Origin of the sequence: Novosphingobium sp. BW1 (assembly GCF_008107685.1) — a bacterium.
Lineage (GTDB): Bacteria > Pseudomonadota > Alphaproteobacteria > Sphingomonadales > Sphingomonadaceae > Novosphingobium.
Genome location: NZ_VIRF01000090.1, coordinates 66,262 through 82,035, shown reverse-complemented (window position 1 = coordinate 82,035; position 15,774 = coordinate 66,262). Strand labels below are relative to the sequence as shown.

Genomic DNA, 15,774 nt, shown 5'->3' with positions numbered 1-15,774 from the left:
CCACAGGCCAGGTCAGGGCAGCTGTCCCATGTCGTGGGGCATCGGCATCATGTTGGTGTTGAGGTGATGCATGACCCACAGCGAGCCGGAGAGGGCAATGACCACGATGATGATCGTGAAGATCAGGGCCATGACCGTCCAGCCGTTGTTGGACTTGGTGTTCATGTGCAGGAAGTAGATCATGTGAACGACGATCTGCACGATCGCGAAGGCCATGATGACGATGGCGGTGGTCGCCTTGTCGGCAATCGCGTTGGTCATCACCAGCCAGAAGGGAATGGCGGTAAGGATGACCGAAAGCAGGAAGCCGATCACGTAGTCGCGCATGGTGCCGTGGCCGGCACCGTGATCGTCGTGGTGATCTTCCGCGTGGGGGGTGGAGTGGTCGCTCATCACAGCATTCCCATCAGGTAGACGAAGGTGAAGACGCCGATCCAGATGACGTCGAGGAAGTGCCAGAACAGCGAGAGGCACTGCAGACGGCGTTGGTTGGCCGGGGTCAGGCCCTTCTTCGAAAGCTGCACGACAAGCGTGAACAGCCAGATCAGGCCGAAGGTGACGTGCAGGCCGTGGGTGCCCACCAGCGAGAAGAACGCGGTGAGGAAGCCCGAGCGCCAGGGGCCAGCGCCTTCATGGATCAGGTGCGAGAACTCGTAGAGTTCGATGGCGAGGAACGAGGCGCCAAAAACGGCGGTGACCAGCAGCCACCCTTGTGTCGCGCGGACCTTGCCCTTTTCCATCACCAGCATCGCGAAGCCGTAGGTGATCGAGGAGAACAGCAGCATCGCGGTGTTCACCGCGATGAGCGGCAGCTCGAACAGGTCCTTGGGGCCGGGCCCGGCGGCAAAGTTGCCGCCGAGAACGCCGTAGGCTGCAAAGAGCATCGCGAAGATGAGGCAGTCGCTCATCAGGTAGATCCAGAAGCCCAGCATGGTGCTGGCGCCTTCGGGATGGTGGTGCGGCTCCAGCTCGTAGAAGGCGGCGGTGCGCGCTTCAGGGCTTGCCGCGGTCGCGGTGGAGTTGGTCATGGTGTCCCGTGTCGTGGCGGTCATGGTTCAGGCTCCTGCGGGCAGGGGCTGGCCATGAGCCGCCGCTTCGGTTTCCGCGACTTCATCGGCAGGGATGTAATAGTCGCGGTTATAGTTGAAGGTATGGGCGATCGAATAGCCGATCATGCCCACGAAGGTGATCGCGGCAAGCCACCAGATCTGCCAGATCATGGCAAAGCCGAAGACCGTGGCGATCCCGCCCAGGATGATGCCGGTGCCGGTGTTCTTGGGCATGTGGATGTCCAAGAAGCCCGACTTGGGGGCTGCCACGTCGCAGCGCTTCATGTCTTCCCAGGCATCGATGTCGTGAATGACCGGGGTGAACGCGAAGTTGTAGTGCGGCGGGGGCGAGGTAGTCGACCATTCGAGCGTGCGGCCACCCCAAGGGTCGCCGTCACAGGCCAGTTCCTTGCGCTTCCAGATCGAGAAGGCGACCTGGAGGACGAAGGCGCCGATGCCCGCTGCGATCACCGCGGCGCCGATGGCGGCCACGACGAACCAGATCTGCAGGTTGGGATCGTCGAACACCCGCATGCGGCGGGTGACGCCCATCAGGCCGAGCACATAGAGCGGCATGAAGGCAAGGTAGAAGCCGACAACCCAGCACCAGAACGAGATCTTGCCGAGACCTTCATGGAGCTTGAAGCCAAAGGCCTTGGGCCACCAGAAGTTGATGCCGGCAAAGACACCGAAGACGACGCCGCCGATGATCACGTTGTGGAAGTGGGCGATCAGGAACAGCGAGTTGTGGAGGACGAAGTCCGCTGGGGGAACGGCGAGCAGCACGCCGGTCATGCCGCCGATGGTGAAGGTGACCATGAAGGCAACCGTCCACATCATGGGCAGTTCGAAGCGGATGCGACCGCGGTACATCGTGAAGAGCCAGTTGAACAGCTTTGCACCGGTCGGGATCGAGATCACCATGGTGGTGATGCCGAAGAACGAGTTGACGCTCGCGCCCGAACCCATCGTAAAGAAGTGGTGCAGCCACACGATGTACGACAGAATGGTGATGACCATCGTGGCGTAGACCATTGAGGTGTAGCCGAAAAGGCGCTTGCCGCAGAAGGTGGCGGTGATTTCCGAGAATACGCCGAAGATCGGCAGGATCAGGATGTATACCTCGGGGTGACCCCAGATCCAGATCAGGTTCACGTACATCATGGCGCTGCCGCCAAGATCGTTGGTGAAGAAGTTGAAGCCCAGGTAACGGTCCATGGACAGCATCGTCAGAACCGCGGTCAGAACCGGGAAGGCGGCCACGATCAGGATGTTGGTGCAAAGGGCGGTCCAGGTGAAGATCGGCATCTTCATCATGTTCATGCCCGGCGCGCGCATCTTGACGATGGTGCAGATCAGGTTGACGCCCGAGAGCAGTGTACCGACACCTGCGATCTGGAGCGACCAGATCCAGTAGTCGACGCCCACGTAAGGGCTATAGGCGATGCCCGAGAGCGGGGGGTAGGCCAGCCAGCCGGTCTGTCCGAACTCACCGATGAACAGCGAGGCCATAATCAGGACCGCGCCCGAAGTCGTCATCCAGAAGCTGAAGTTGTTCAGGAACGGGAAGCTGACGTCGCGGGCGCCGATCTGGAGCGGAACCACGTAGTTCATGAAACCGGTCACGAACGGCATGGCCGCAAAGAAGATCATGATCACGCCGTGGGCGGTGAAGACCTGGTCGAAGTGGTGGGCGTTGAGGTAGCCCTCGCTGCCCCCGAAAGCGAGCGCCTGCTGGAGGCGCATCATGATCGCGTCGGCAAAGCCGCGGATGAACATGATGAGGCCCAGCACCATGTACATGATGCCGATTTTCTTGTGGTCCACGCTGGTGAACCACTCCTTCCAGAGATAGCCCCAGACCCTGAAGTAGGTGAGGGCGGCGACGAGGGCGATACCGCCCAGCATCACGCCTGCGAAAGTGGCCCACACGATCGGGTCGGGTGGGATCGCGTCCCACCACAGGCGGCCCAATAGCGGGCTCCAGTGCGAATGATCTACGGCTTCGATTGCCATGGTCTTAGTTCCGGGAAGTCTTGGAGGGGCGAGCCGGCGTGCTCTGGGGGTCGTTCTGGCCAGCCAGCGAGAGCGACTGAGGGGCCGAGAGGCCGAACCCGGTCAGCGAGTTCTTGTCCTTGGGCGCCTCGACGGTGTTGTCGATGACGGCACCGGCTTCCTGTTCACACAGGGCGCGCACCCAGGCCAGCTCGCGGGTGAGCGCGGCGTCGGGGTTGCGGGTCGCATCGAGAGCGGCCTCGCGGCCGTGCTTGTCGTAGGTCAGCATCTCGACGTTGTGGATGCCGGCCTTGCCCAGGCCGCCACGCGCGTCGATCGCCATCATCTCGCTCATACACATCTTGCCGGGCTCGACGCACATGTCGACGATGCGGCCGTAAAGCTTGGCGTCGACGTTCGCGAAGTGCATTGCGGGAACATTCTCGCTGGGCTTTTCGAGGTCGAGGTACCTGGGCGCATCGAGCGTGCCTGCGGCCTTTTCGCCGCCGTTCTTCACGTCCGCGACCCAAGCGGCGAAGCCTGCATCGTCGACCGAACGGACCGGGAAGCGCATGCCCGAGAAGCCAGCGCCCGAGTAGTTGGCCGAGAAACCAATGAAATCGTCACCCGTGCGGTTCATGACTGCGTTGAGGCGGGTCTCCATGCCGGGCATGGCATAGATCTGGCCGGCCATTGCGGGCACGTAGAACGAGTTCATCACGCTCGATGCGGTAATGCGGAAGTGCAGCGGGCGGTTTGTGGGAACGACCAGTTCGTTGACCGTCGCCACGCCCTGCTCGGGATAGATGAACAGCCACTTCCAGTCGAGCGCGACGACGTCGACCTCGAGCGGTTCGGCCTGCGCGCTGATCGGCGTTTCGGCATCGATGCGCCCGATGGTGCGATAGGGATCGAGAAGGTGGGTGCTCACCCAGGTGAGGGCGCCCAGGCAAATGATGATGAGCAGCGGTGCGGCCCAGATGACCAGTTCGAGCTGGGTCGAGTGATCCCAGTCGGGCTGATAGTTCGCCTCCTTGTTCGACGCGCGGTACTTGAACGCGAAGAACAGCGTGAGCGCAATGACGGGGACGATGATGAGCAGCATCAGGAGGGTCGATATGACAACGAGGTCCCCCTGCTGCTGCGCAACGTCACCCGCCGGCTTAAGCACGACGGTGTTGCAGGCGGAAAGGGCACCCGTCAGCGCCAGTGCGGCGGCAATGCGGGTGGCTGGGGCTCGGGGCGGCGCTACAGGACGGCGCGGCATCGTTCGGGACTCTGGAGAGCGCATGGCGCTGCGCCTAGGACTATGCTGCGGGAGCGAACATAGGACATTTTGTCCAATCCACTTGATGCGTATCAATGACGATAGGGCCACAGGTATCGACCCGGGCGCTCCGCGTGGCGCCTGAAAAATGATTCGTGCCTGCCGGTCCGATAGGACCCCACCAGTCATGACAGATGAAGGCCGCAGTATTGCAATGAGCACACTTAGTCCGACCCGCGAAGCCCTGGGGCTCCCAGCCTTGAAGGGGCACCACGAACCCTCGCCCGGCGAGATCGCGATCGGCGTGATCATCGGCCGTACCTCGGAGTTCTTCGACTTCTTCGTTTACGGCATCGCCTCGGTGCTGGTGTTCCCTTCGCTGTTCTTCCCCTTCGTGGATGCGCTGACGGGCACGATCTACTCGTTCGCGATCTTCGCGCTGGCCTTTGTGGCACGCCCCTTCGGTTCGGTCTTCTTCATGGCCATCGACCGCGCCTATGGCCGCGGCACCAAGCTCACCATCGCGCTGTTCCTGCTGGGCGGTTCGACCGCGGCCATCGCCTTCCTGCCCGCTTATGAAACGGTTGGTTCGGGTACGATCTGGGCGCTGGCGGTGCTGCGCCTGGGCCAGGGTTTCGCGCTCGGCGGCACCTGGGACGGTCTGGCCTCGCTCCTCGCGCTCAACGCGCCTGAGGAAAAGCGGGGCTGGTACGCCATGATCCCGCAGCTTGGCGCGCCCTTCGGTCTGATGGTCGCCAGCCTGCTGTTCGCCTACATGGTGACGGCGCTTCCCGCCGAGGACTTCCTCGCCTTCGGCTGGCGCTTCCCGTTTTTCGTGGCCTTCGCGATCAACGTCGTTGCGCTCTTTGCGCGTCTGCGCATCGTGGTCACCGAGGAATTCCAGCACCTCTTCAATTCGCGCGACCTGCAGGCCACCAGCATCGGCTCGACCCTGAGCAAGGCCGGCAAGACCATCGTCCTAGGTGCCTTTGCCCCGCTCGCGAGCTTCGCGCTGTTCCATATGGTCACCGTATTCCCGCTGTCCTGGGTGTTCCTGTTCACCCCGGACACGCCGGTCAGCTTCCTCCTCATCGAAGCGATGGCCGCGGCCTTCGGCGTCGTCGCCGTGCTCGCTTCGGGCTACCTTGCCGACAAGTTCGGTCGCCGCACGCTGCTCGGTTCGTGCGCGGTCGCCATTGCCGTGTTCTCGGGCTTCGCACCGATGTTGCTGAACGGGGGGGCGATGGGCGAGATCCTCTTCATGGTCATCGGCTTCATCATCCTGGGCCTCGCCTTCGGCCAGTCCTCGGGCGTGGTCTCCTCCGAGTTCCCGACCGAGTACCGCTACACCGGCTCGGCGCTGACCAGCGACCTTGCCTGGCTCTTCGGTGCCGGTTTCGCGCCGCTCGTCGCGCTGCTGCTCTCGGCCAACTTCGGCCTCATGGCCTCGGGCGCCTACCTCTTCTCGGGCGCCGCTGCGACGCTGATCGCGCTGTGGTTCAATCGCAGCCTCGCCAGCCGCCGCTAAGAGCCTCCCGGCCTCCCTTCCGGGGGAGGCCGCCCACGACAGGCATGAAAAAAGGCCCGGTTATGCGATTGGCGTGACCGGGCCTTTTCGTATGTCAGGAGAGGGTGTCGTCAGCGGGTTGGCTCAAGCACGATGTGCCCCAGCGCGGTGTTGGAGACGGGTACGTGGTAGTGGCGATGCAGCGCCTTGGTCGCCTTGCCGAGCGCGCCGCGCATGATCAGCCACATGACCATCTCGATGCCTTCCGAGCCGGTTTCGCGCAGGTACTCGACGTGCTCGATCATGCGCAGTTCGTCAGTGTCGCCGGTGAGCTTGTCGAGGAAGCGGTTGTCCCACTCCGCATTGATGAGGCCGGCGCGCGGACCCTGCAGCTGGTGGCTCATGCCGCCGGTGCCCCAGACCTGCACGTTGAGGTCTTCGGGGAAGCTGGCGACGGCGCGCGCGATGGCTTCGCCCAGCGCCCAGCAGCGATTGCCCGACGGCGGCGGATAGGTGACGACGTTGACCGCCAGCGGGATCACCTTGACCGGCCATTCGGGGACATCGCCGTACATCATGGTGAGCGGCACGGTCAGGCCATGATCGACGTCCATCTCGTTGACGATGGTCATGTCAAATTCGTCGAGGATCAGACTTTGGGCAATGTGCCAGGCGAGATCCGGACTGCCTTCGACGTCGGGCACCGGACGCGGGCCGAAACCTTCGTCGCAGATACCGAAGCGTTCGCCGCAGCCGATCGCGAAAGTCGGGATGATCTTCATGTCGAAAAAGCTGGCGTGGTCGTTGTAGACCAAGATCACGACGTCCGGCTTGGCCTCCGCTTTGATCCATTTGCGGGTCCAGTCGAAGCCGTCGAAGGCGGGCTTGAAGATCGGTTCCTGGGTCTTCTTGTGGTCATGGGCAAAGCCCAGGACGGGTATGTGGCTGCAGCCGATTCCGGCGGTAATGCGGGCCATCGGGGTCTCTCCTCGGGTCAGGTCTTGTCTTTGATAGAGCGGGCGCCCTCGGGCGAGCGGCCACCGCCGACCATCATCGCCTGGTACTCTTCCACGCTCATGCCGGTCATGGTCGAGACCGCCTGGACGAAGGAGAGGCCATCGGTCGAGAAGACCTTGGCGAGAAAGTAGACGTTGCCACCAAGGTCGAGCAGGCGGTTGTAGTCGCGCGCGAGCAGGGCTTCTTTCTGCTCCTCGCTCATCGGCCACTCGTCGAGATAGGCGCGCTCGTCGGCCTTGAAGCGTTCGCGGTTCTCCGGTTTCATCAGGCTCATCGCGAACTGGTTGAGATGGTATCCGGCGCGTGCGCGCTTCGCGATGAACACGCGGGTGCCGGGAATGTCGTCGAATTCGGCCAGGTAGGACGCGACGTCGGTGACGCGGGTCATGGGCGGGTCTCCTCTCCATTGGGCCCGGGGAAGCGGACCGGTCTTGTCATGATGACCTCGACGCCCGCCATGCCGCGGGTGAGGGCAAAGGGCTTGTCGATGCTGACGCGCGCCTGCTGGACGCAGGGCCAGCCGAGGCATTCTTCGGCGAGGCGCTGGCCGAAGGTCTCGATCAGCGGAATGTGGACGAGCGCGAGTGCTTCGGCCGCAGCGACCACCCGGCGGTAGTCGACGGTCTCGTCGATCGCGGCGATGCCTGTGCCGGTCAGTTCCAGCTCGACGGTGAGGACGAGCGGCTGGCGCCGCCCCACTTCATCAGGGTTGATTCCGATATCGGCCAGAAGTTCCAGGTCGCGCACCCGTACTATGGTGAGCGCGTGGGTGGTGATGCCGGTAAAGCCTTGCGGAGCAATCTGGTTCATGCCGGTTCGCTTTCGAGAGTGGCGCGCGCCGCGCTAACCGTGTTGGCAAGGAGGCAGGCGATAGTCATGGGACCCACGCCTCCGGGCACGGGGGTGACCGCGCGGGCGTGTTCCAGCTCGTGCGTGGCGCAGTCGCCCACGATCTTGGTGTGGCCGTCGTGGTCGGTGACGCGGGTGATGCCCACGTCGATGACGACGGCACCTTGCTTGACCCAGTAGCCGCGCACCAGGTGCGGGGCACCTGCGGCGGCAACGATGATGTCGGCCTTGCGTGCGATGTCGGGCAGGCCCTTGGTCTCGATGTGGGTGACCGTAACGGTCGCCTCGCGTTCGAGGAGGAGCATAGCCACGGGCTTGCCCACGATGTTCGATTTGCCGATCACCACGGCATCGAGGCCGCGGTAGTCCTCGATCACCGAGTCGAGCAGCTTCATGATGCCAAGCGGCGTGCAGGGCACAAGGCCGCCGGTACCGGTCGAGAGGCGCCCGACGTTGACCGGGTGGAAGCCGTCGACGTCCTTGCCCGGTGTGATCCGGTCAAGGACCCGGCTGGCGTTGATGTGGGCTGGCAGCGGCAGCTGGATGAGGATGCCGTGGATGGTGCTGTCCGCGTTCATCTCGTCGATGAGCGCGATCAGCGTGTCCTCTCCGGTTTCGGTGGCGAGGCGGTGTTCGATCGAGCGGATGCCCGCTTTCTCGCACTCGCGCACCTTGCGCCCGACATAGACTTCGCTGGCCGGGTCGGCGCCGACGAGGACGACAGCGAGGGCGGGGGAGATCCCCCGCGCCTTGAGGTCGGCCACGGCGGCCGTGGTCTCGGCCATCATGGCCCGGGCCATGGCCTTGCCGTCGATACGGTCCGCCATCTGGTCAGTCCTTGAAGACGACAGTGCGGGCCCCGTTCATGAAGACGCGGTCATCCAGGTGCAGGCGCACGGCTTCGGCCAGCACGCGGCGCTCGATATCGCGCCCCTTGCGGACCAGTTCCTCGGGCATGTCGGCGTGGGTCACGCGCTCCACGTCTTGGTGGATGATCGGGCCTTCGTCGAGGTCGGCGGTGACGTAGTGCGCGGTCGCACCGATCATCTTGACGCCGCGGTCGAACGCCTGGTGGTAGGGCTTGGCGCCCTTGAAGCCGGGCAGGAACGAGTGGTGGATGTTGATGCAGCGTCCCGAAAGGAAGGCGGCGAGATCGTCCGAGAGGATCTGCATGTAGCGCGCGAGCACAATCAGTTCGGCGCCGGTCTCGTTCACGACCTCTTTGATCTGCGCTTCCTGCTGGGGCTTGGTGTCCTTGGTGATCGGCAGGTGGTGGTAAGGCAGGCCCTTCATCAGGGACGTGTGGAGCACTTCCCTGGGGTGGTTGGAGACAATGCCGACCACTTCCATGCCCAGTTCACCAATGCGGTTGCGGTAGAGAAGGTCACCCAGGCAGTGGTCCCACTTGGAGACCATCAGCAGCACCTTCTTGGGCACCGCGTTGTCGCGAAGGCCCCACTCCATGTCGTCGGTCGCAACGGTATCGGCGAAGCCCTTGGTCAGGCCCTCGACGGTCTGGCCTTCGCCGGGAATGAACTCGATGCGCATGAAGAACCGGCCCGAAAGCTGGTCGTGGAACTGCTGCGCGTCGACGATATTGCCCCCGCGTTCGGCCAGGAATACCGAAACGGCGGCCACGATGCCGGCCTTGTCCTGGCACTGCAGGCGCAACGAATAGGTCGTGCTCACGGGTGGGACTCCTCTCTAGAGATATTGTTGTTTTGCTTGGCGCGCCGGGGCACGCGTATACCCGTCCCGTCCCCGCGCGCTGCGGGGGCGGGGCGGGCGGAAAATCAGTGGGACTTGGCGTAGTCGTTGATCCAGCCCACCGTCTTGGTGAGGCCGCCGAAGGGGTAGAAGTGCAGACGCACCGCGCCGTGCTCTTCGGTAAGGCCCTTTTCGATCTGGTCGACCAGCTTGTCGGGTCCTGCCGTTCCGATCAGCTTGGTGATCGAGATGCCGTACTTGGTCAGCACCGAGGCCGAGGCACCCACGCCGCAGCGCGCTGCAAACCGCATCAGAGTCTTGATGCCGGCAGGCCCCGGAATGCCAAGGCGGACCGGCGCAGCGAGGCCACGCTTGCGCAGTTCGGCCAGCCAGGACAGGACGGCACCGGCGTCGAAGGCGAACTGGGTGACGATCAGCGGAGCCATGCCGCGCTTCTCGATCTCCTCGCACTTGGTCTGGAGCACGCTCCAGCATTCCTCGTCCGACATGTTTGGGTGGCCTTCGGGGTGGCCGCCAATGCCGATGGCGGTGATCCCAGCGTCCTCGAAGGCGCCCGTCGCGATCAGCGTGGAGCTGTCCGCGAAGGGACCTTCGGGCTCGGACGGGTCGCCCGCGATGACGAAGCATCGCTTCACGCCCGCTTCCTTGGTCACCGCCTTCAGGTACTCGCGGAATTCGTCTTCGGAGACGATCCGGCGCGCCGAGAAGTGCGGCATCGGCTCGAAGCCAAGTTCGCGCACGAGGCGGGCCGCAGCAATGCGGGCCTCGAAGGCTTCACCGGGCAGGAAGGTCACGGCAATCGGGGTCTCGGGCGCAATGCCGGGAGCGGCTTCGCGCAGCGACGCGATGTCCTTTGCGGTCATTTCAAGCGAGTAGCCTTCCACCATGTTGATGGCCGGACGCGCCCAATTCGGATGGATGATCGGAGTGCTCACCGATTCTCTCTCCCTTCTCAGTCTTGTTGCATTACCCTCTAGCGCAGCGCGTTCGTTTCGTATAGATGAAAATTCATGGATACGAAAAAATGGGATGAGGAGGGCGCCGAAGCGCTCGTAATTCTGCCGGGTCTGTTGTGCGACTCGGGGATGTTCGGCGCGCAACTCGACGCGTTTCCCGAAGCAATGGTAATTGATGGCTTTTATGGCGAGGCAAGCAGCCTGAAAGCCATGGCCGATTACGTGCTGGACCGTATTCCCCCGCGCGTATCGCTGTTCGGGCATTCGATGGGCGCGCGCGTCGCGCTCGAGGTTTGCCGCATGGCGCCCACGCGCGTCGTGCGCCTGGCGCTTGCCGACACGGGCATTCATCCCGTGCGCGAGGGTGAGCCCGCCAAACGCCATGCCCTGCGCGACATTGGCCGCAATCAGGGCTTCGAAGCGCTTGTCGACACCTGGCTGCCGCCGATGATCGGCCCTGATCGCCGCAACGACAAGGATCTCTACCAGGCGCTGCGCACGATGTGCCTGCGCGCCGGGCAGGATGTCTTCGAAGCGCAGATCGAGGCATTGCTTCATCGTCCCGATGTCGAGGACGTGCTGCGGGCGCTGACCTGCCCGGTCGCACTGATGGTGGGTGAGGACGACGCCTGGGCGCCGCCATCGCAGCACCAGGACATTGCCGACACCATCGCCCCCCATTGGGCCGATCCGTGCCCGCTGACGGTGATTCCCAAGGCCGGCCACATGGCCCCGGCCGAGGCGCCCGATGCGTTTAACGCGGCGCTGCGCCGCTGGGTCAAGGCCAGCGTCGGCGCGCCATCGGCCGCCTGAAGTTCACACACGAACCCAAACAACAACCAACCAACCTGAAAGGCATAGCTGACATGACCGGACAAACCCTTCAGCAGCTGCTCGACGAAAAGGGAGATATCGTCGAGTTCCTGCGTAACCAGCAGACTGGTCCCAACGTCTATCCAGGCGTTCCGGGCGAATACTCGAACTGGCGCGACGAACAGCGCGCCTGGGCCGAGACCGCGGTGCTCTTTAACCAGAGCTTCCACATGGTCGACCTCCTCGTTACCGGCCCCGACGCCTTCGAGATGCTCTCGTATCTCGCGCCCAACAGCTTCAAGGGCTTCAAGCCGAACCGTGCCAAGCAGTTCGCGCCGGTTACCCCTGAAGGCTACGTTATCGGCGACGTCATCCTGTTCTACCTTGAGGAAGAGACCTTTGAGCTCGTCGGCCGCGCGCCGACCATCGAATGGGTCGAATACTGGGCCCAGACCGGCAAGTGGAACGTGACGGTCGAGCGCGACGAGCGCACCGCGGCACGTCCCGCCGACCAGCAGGGCTACCGCCGCAACTACCGCTTCCAGCTTCAGGGGCCCAACGCCATGAAGACGCTGGAAAAGGCAATGGGCCAGACCCCGCCCGACCTGAAATTCTTCCACATGGCGCCGGTCATGATCGACGGCGTCGAAGTGCGCGCGCTGCGTCACGGCATGGCCGGTCAGCCGGGCTACGAACTGTTCGGTCCCTGGAAGGACTACGACAAGGTCCGCACCGCGCTCCTGGCGGCGGGTGAGGAATTCGGCATCCGTCCCTCGGGCGGCCGTACCTACAGCTCGAACACCCTGGAATCGGGCTGGATTCCCTCACCGCTCCCCGCGCTCTACACCGGCGAAGGCTCCAAGGGCTTCCGCGAATGGGCCGGCGCCAAGTGCTATGAGGGCATGACCTCGCTGGGCGGCTCGTTCGTCTCGGACAACATCGAGGACTACTATCTCAACCCCTGGGAGCTGGGCTATGGCATCATGGTCAAGTTCGATCATGACTTCATTGGCCGCGAAGCGCTCGAGAAGATGGTCGATCAGCCCAAGCGCAAGAAGGTGACGCTCGCGCTCGACAACGAAGACGTGATGCGCGTCCAGTCCTCGATGCTGACCAAGGGCGCGCCGCGCGCCAAGTACATGGACTACCCGAGCGCGGTCTACGCGATGCACCCCTACGACATGGTGCTCGATGCCGATGGCAAGATGGCCGGTATCTCGACCTGGATCGGTTACACCCAGAACGAGGGCCGTTTCCTCTCGCTCGCCATGGTCGATGAAAGCATCGCCGAGCCGGGCACCGAAGTGACGCTGGTCTGGGGCGAGCCCGATGGTGGCACCCGCAAGCCCACCGTCGAGCCGCACGAGCAGACCCAGATCAAGGCGGTCGTCGCGTCGGTTCCCTATTCGGAAGTCGCCCGCGACAACTACGCCGACGGCTGGCGCACCAAGGCCAAGGCCTGAACGAATACCTGAACACTCTGGCGAGTGTGAGAGAGGAGGGGCTGCCGGGACACCGGTGGCCCCTTGTTCGTGGCGCTGCGCTGAGGTGGCGGGGCAAATGAGACGCTCAGGGAGCTAGCTTTTTTGGGTGGGAAGTGGAAGGGCGGCTTTGGCTTTGCATTGCGTGCGAAGCGGACATCGTGGATAGCGTCGTGTCTTGCAGGAGGCGATGATGACTTCGTTCGATCCGTTAGCGCGCCTCGACGCGCAAATGTCTGATGTTAGCGACGTATATGTCGGTGCGGGACAAGATGCCGAAAGCTACATTGGGGATTTGGAGCGAGCGCTACGCGAGGCAGTCTGCGCCCCGTTCCTTGTGACCGCCACGGTTGACGAGCCCGGAATCCCAGATGCGAATGTTGGTGACACCATCACCGGGCAGTGCGTGGCTCATTCCGAGGGATACTGGCTCATCTATCAGTCCGAGAACGACAGGTTCATGTGCTTTTCGGGGGCTGACGTGGAAAACCTTGGCGCACCTGGCATTTTCGGATCGCCACTCGGCTGCTGGTCGGCCTGAAATGTCCGCTCCCGGGACCGGCCTGCAGAAAGATGGCCGGCGATAATGGGGCGGAAGCAGCAACTCGTATTGCAAAGCAGAACCTATGTCTCAGGCGGGCAGTCTCCCTTCCCCCAACTCCAGCAACCTAACGCTCCGCACCCGAGGCCACATGCGAGAGCTGCGCCAGGCAGTTCGGGGAGCCCGAGAGCGATGGCCCTCGGAATCTCTTTTCTGACAATGTCAGGCGGAAAAACTCTCCGCGATGGTCTTGAGCGTTTCGCCTGCGCTCGCTTCGACATTGGCGTCGCAGCGCACCACGGGGATGGCGACGGCGAGCGAGCCGACGACCTGGCCTGCGTCCCGCAGCACCCGTCCGATACCGCAGATGCCCGGCGTGTATTCGTTGCGAGTGACGGCAAAGCCCTGCTCGCGCGCGCGCGCGAGTTCCTCGCGCAGTTGGCTTTCGTCGATGATCGTGTTGGCCGAGAACTGCGCGCGCAGCGTGCCTGCAAAATAGGCGGCGAGTTCGTCCTCGGACAGAGTGGCGAGGATCGCCTTACCCGCAGCCAGGCAGTGCATCGGGGTCAGCGCGCCGACCGCGATCGAGTAGCGCAGAGTGTGTTCGGCGGTCTCGGTGATGATCGCCTCGATCTGCCAGTCGCGCTGCACGAAGAACGAGGAGGTCTCGTCAAGCCGCATGCGCAAGGTGCGCACGAGCGGGCGCACACGCTCGACCAGCGGCAGCCCTTGTGGAGCAAGGCGCAAGCGGTCGAGCCCGCTGCCCGGCTGATAGAGGCGCCCTGCGCGCACCAGATACTGACGGTCAACGAGCGTGCCCAGAAGGTAAGACAGGCTGCTGACCGGAATGGACAGCGCCTGCGAGATCTCCTGCGCGACGACGCCGGTGGGATGGGCGACGACATATTCGATGATGTCGAGCGTGCGCATGGCCGATTTGACGGCGCCGCCCGAGCCCGTCCCCCCTGTGGTGGCCATTGTGGGTCTACCTTTCCTTTGCGTTATCTCAGAATGTCATCAGTCCGCGGCGCTCAGCGAATTTCCACCCTTGCGCCGTACGCACAAAGCGATCCTCGAACGAGCCGATCTTGGGTGCGCCCTCGCCGGTGAAGAGCAGCATGGCGCTCTCGCCGATGGCGGTGTCGGCGTCGAGCACGGTGATCTCGACGTTCGAACACACGTGGCGCGTGGTGCGCGCCGGGCGGGCGGTGAAGGCAGCCAGGATCGCGTCCTGCCCTTCGATCCAGTCGTCCGGCGCGGACGGGCGCGCCATGCGCCCGTCCTTTGCATAGAGCGCGACCACCGCCTCCCAGTCCGCTGCATCGTTGCGGTTGGCGTAGCGGGCGACCAGCTTGGCGCAGTCGTGCTCGATCGCGCGCACGGTTTCGGGGCTGAGGCCTGCACTCATGCGGGCACCCCGGCGCGGGCCTCGGCGATATCGGCGCCTTCGCGCAACGCGCGCAGCTTCTTCCAGGTCACGTCCGGGTCGATCTTGCCATAGCCCGCGAAGGTGCCGAAGCCGCAGTCGGTGCTGGCAATCACGCGGTCTACGCCGACGATGCCGATGAAGCGTTCAAGGCGCTGGGCGATCAGTTCGGGATGCTCGACATAGTTCGAGCAAGTGTCGATGAGGCCGGGGGCGAGCATCTTGTACTCGGGCAGCTTGGCATCGCGCCACACTTTCCATTCATGCTCGTGCCGCGGGTTCGCGGCCTCGAACAGGACCGTCGCAGGGCGCGCGGCGATCACCGTGTCGATGATCTTGGAAAGGTCGATGTCGCAGTCGTGCGGGCCCTCGTAATTGCCCCAGCACACGTGCATGCGCAGGCGTTCGGGCGCGATGTCGGCGGTGGCCGCGTTGAGTGCCTCGACATTGGCTGCGGCTGTCTTGAGGAATTCGGCTTCCTCCTGGTCCTGGTAGCCGGTGTGGCGCGACATCGCGAGGTCAGGGCAATCGAGCTGGATGTCGAAACCGGCCGCGACAATGGCCTCGTACTCGGGCTTCATCGCATCGACGAGGTCGGCGAGGTAGGCCTCGTGGCTGGGATAGTGGCGGTTGACCTGGAAGGCGGTGACGAGCCCGGGCGAGGCCGCGTTGAGGAAGCCGCGCACGCCCGGCTTGCCGTGCTTGTCGAGCGCGTTGCGGAAACGGCGGATGTCTTCGTGCAGCGGCTCGAGCGTCTTGAGCCGGACCGGGCCGATGCACGAGGCGCGGGTGAACTCCTGGCTGCCCATCATCGCGGACAGCTTCTTGGAGAGGCCGGGATGGGCGGCGAGATCGGCGGCGGGCTTGCGGTCAATATGTCCGCCAAAGCCGGTCAGGCGTTCGATCATGTAGGTCGAGTAGCCCACCTTGCCGAGCTCCCCGTCACTGACGATGGTGACGCCGCACTCGACCTGCTTCTTGACGCCTTCGTCGACGGCGGCTTGCACCACACGGTCGAATTCGGCAGCGTCATAGGCCTCGCCCTTGTCACGGGCGAGCAGCAGCGGCGTCAGTTCGCTCCCGCGCGGCAGGCTGCCGACGTGGGTCGTGTTGATCGTCATCAGGGGCTCTCCTTGTTGGCTCCT

General features: G+C 63.9%; 17 protein-coding genes. 4 read left to right on the top strand and 13 right to left on the bottom strand.

Annotated features, from left to right (window positions below; translation table 11 throughout):
- Positions 1 to 12: 12 nt before the first annotated feature.
- The 4 genes from cyoD to cyoA are packed head-to-tail and all read right to left on the bottom strand — an operon-like array spanning position 13 to position 4,335.
- Positions 13 to 393, bottom strand: coding sequence for a cytochrome o ubiquinol oxidase subunit IV (gene cyoD / locus FMM79_RS18035; protein WP_162853559.1), 381 nt, complete (start codon positions 391 to 393; stop codon positions 13 to 15).
- Positions 393 to 1,028 (bottom strand): cytochrome o ubiquinol oxidase subunit III, encoded by a 636-nt coding sequence (gene cyoC / locus FMM79_RS18030; RefSeq protein WP_148628997.1) that lies wholly within the window; start codon positions 1,026 to 1,028, stop codon positions 393 to 395. The genes cyoD and cyoC overlap by 1 nt, the downstream gene beginning before the upstream one ends.
- Before the next feature lie 27 nt (positions 1,029 to 1,055).
- Positions 1,056 to 3,065: a cytochrome o ubiquinol oxidase subunit I gene (gene cyoB / locus FMM79_RS18025; RefSeq protein ID WP_148628828.1), complete on the bottom strand. Its 2,010-nt coding sequence runs from the start codon at positions 3,063 to 3,065 to the stop codon at positions 1,056 to 1,058.
- Positions 3,066 to 3,069: 4 nt separating this feature from the next.
- Positions 3,070 to 4,335 carry a ubiquinol oxidase subunit II gene (cyoA, locus tag FMM79_RS18020; RefSeq protein ID WP_148628827.1) on the bottom strand — a complete coding sequence of 422 codons (1,266 nt, stop codon included), beginning with the start codon at positions 4,333 to 4,335 and terminating at the stop codon, positions 3,070 to 3,072.
- Between the two features lie 190 nt (positions 4,336 to 4,525).
- Here cyoA and FMM79_RS18015 point away from each other — a divergent pair, with 190 nt between their 5' ends.
- Complete coding sequence (locus FMM79_RS18015) at positions 4,526 to 5,839, top strand: MFS transporter (protein WP_148628826.1); 1,314 nt, start codon at positions 4,526 to 4,528, stop codon at positions 5,837 to 5,839.
- A gap of 110 nt (positions 5,840 to 5,949) precedes the next feature.
- On the opposite strand, the gene FMM79_RS18010 is transcribed toward FMM79_RS18015, so the two are convergent.
- From FMM79_RS18010 to FMM79_RS17985, 6 genes are all read right to left on the bottom strand, one after another.
- Entirely contained in the window at positions 5,950 to 6,795 is an 846-nt protein-coding gene (locus tag FMM79_RS18010) for a class III extradiol dioxygenase subunit beta (RefSeq protein WP_148628825.1), read from the bottom strand.
- 17 nt (positions 6,796 to 6,812) lie between these two features.
- Positions 6,813 to 7,223, bottom strand: coding sequence for a protocatechuate 4,5-dioxygenase subunit alpha (gene ligA, locus FMM79_RS18005; protein WP_148628824.1), 411 nt, complete (start codon positions 7,221 to 7,223; stop codon positions 6,813 to 6,815).
- Positions 7,220 to 7,645, bottom strand: a complete 426-nt coding sequence (locus FMM79_RS18000) for a dihydroneopterin aldolase (protein ID WP_148628823.1) — start codon at positions 7,643 to 7,645, stop codon at positions 7,220 to 7,222. Before FMM79_RS18000 ends, ligA begins: the two co-directional genes overlap by 4 nt.
- Positions 7,642 to 8,511, bottom strand: coding sequence for a bifunctional 5,10-methylenetetrahydrofolate dehydrogenase/5,10-methenyltetrahydrofolate cyclohydrolase (locus FMM79_RS17995; protein WP_148628822.1), 870 nt, complete (start codon positions 8,509 to 8,511; stop codon positions 7,642 to 7,644). The genes FMM79_RS18000 and FMM79_RS17995 overlap by 4 nt, the downstream gene beginning before the upstream one ends.
- Positions 8,512 to 8,515: 4 nt before the next feature.
- On the bottom strand, positions 8,516 to 9,373 hold the full coding sequence (gene purU, locus FMM79_RS17990) for a formyltetrahydrofolate deformylase (protein ID WP_148628821.1): 858 nt from the start codon (positions 9,371 to 9,373) through the stop codon (positions 8,516 to 8,518).
- 104 nt (positions 9,374 to 9,477) lie between these two features.
- A complete protein-coding gene (locus FMM79_RS17985) occupies positions 9,478 to 10,347 on the bottom strand; it encodes a methylenetetrahydrofolate reductase (RefSeq protein ID WP_148628820.1) in 870 nt (289 codons plus the stop codon).
- A 75-nt stretch (positions 10,348 to 10,422) separates the two neighbouring features.
- Between FMM79_RS17985 and FMM79_RS17980 the strand changes: the two genes are divergently transcribed.
- From FMM79_RS17980 to FMM79_RS17970, 3 genes are all read left to right on the top strand, one after another.
- The gene (locus tag FMM79_RS17980; protein WP_148628819.1) at positions 10,423 to 11,181 is read left to right on the top strand and encodes an alpha/beta fold hydrolase; all 759 of its coding nucleotides are present in this window, start codon (positions 10,423 to 10,425) and stop codon (positions 11,179 to 11,181) included.
- 53 nt (positions 11,182 to 11,234) lie between these two features.
- Positions 11,235 to 12,644, top strand: coding sequence for an aminomethyltransferase family protein (locus tag FMM79_RS17975; RefSeq protein WP_148628818.1), 1,410 nt, complete (start codon positions 11,235 to 11,237; stop codon positions 12,642 to 12,644).
- 208 nt (positions 12,645 to 12,852) lie between these two features.
- Positions 12,853 to 13,203, top strand: coding sequence for a hypothetical protein (locus tag FMM79_RS17970; RefSeq protein WP_148625123.1), 351 nt, complete (start codon positions 12,853 to 12,855; stop codon positions 13,201 to 13,203).
- 222 nt (positions 13,204 to 13,425) lie between these two features.
- On the opposite strand, the gene FMM79_RS17965 is transcribed toward FMM79_RS17970, so the two are convergent.
- Genes FMM79_RS17965 through FMM79_RS17955 form a run of 3 tightly spaced genes read right to left on the bottom strand, consistent with a single transcriptional unit; the run spans position 13,426 to position 15,750 of the window.
- Positions 13,426 to 14,181: an IclR family transcriptional regulator gene (locus tag FMM79_RS17965; protein ID WP_240339297.1), complete on the bottom strand. Its 756-nt coding sequence runs from the start codon at positions 14,179 to 14,181 to the stop codon at positions 13,426 to 13,428.
- A gap of 28 nt (positions 14,182 to 14,209) precedes the next feature.
- The gene (locus FMM79_RS17960) at positions 14,210 to 14,611 is read right to left on the bottom strand and encodes a nuclear transport factor 2 family protein (protein ID WP_148628817.1); all 402 of its coding nucleotides are present in this window, start codon (positions 14,609 to 14,611) and stop codon (positions 14,210 to 14,212) included.
- The gene (locus tag FMM79_RS17955) at positions 14,608 to 15,750 is read right to left on the bottom strand and encodes a cobalamin-independent methionine synthase II family protein (RefSeq protein WP_148628816.1); all 1,143 of its coding nucleotides are present in this window, start codon (positions 15,748 to 15,750) and stop codon (positions 14,608 to 14,610) included. The genes FMM79_RS17960 and FMM79_RS17955 overlap by 4 nt, the downstream gene beginning before the upstream one ends.
- Positions 15,751 to 15,774: the final 24 nt, after the last annotated feature.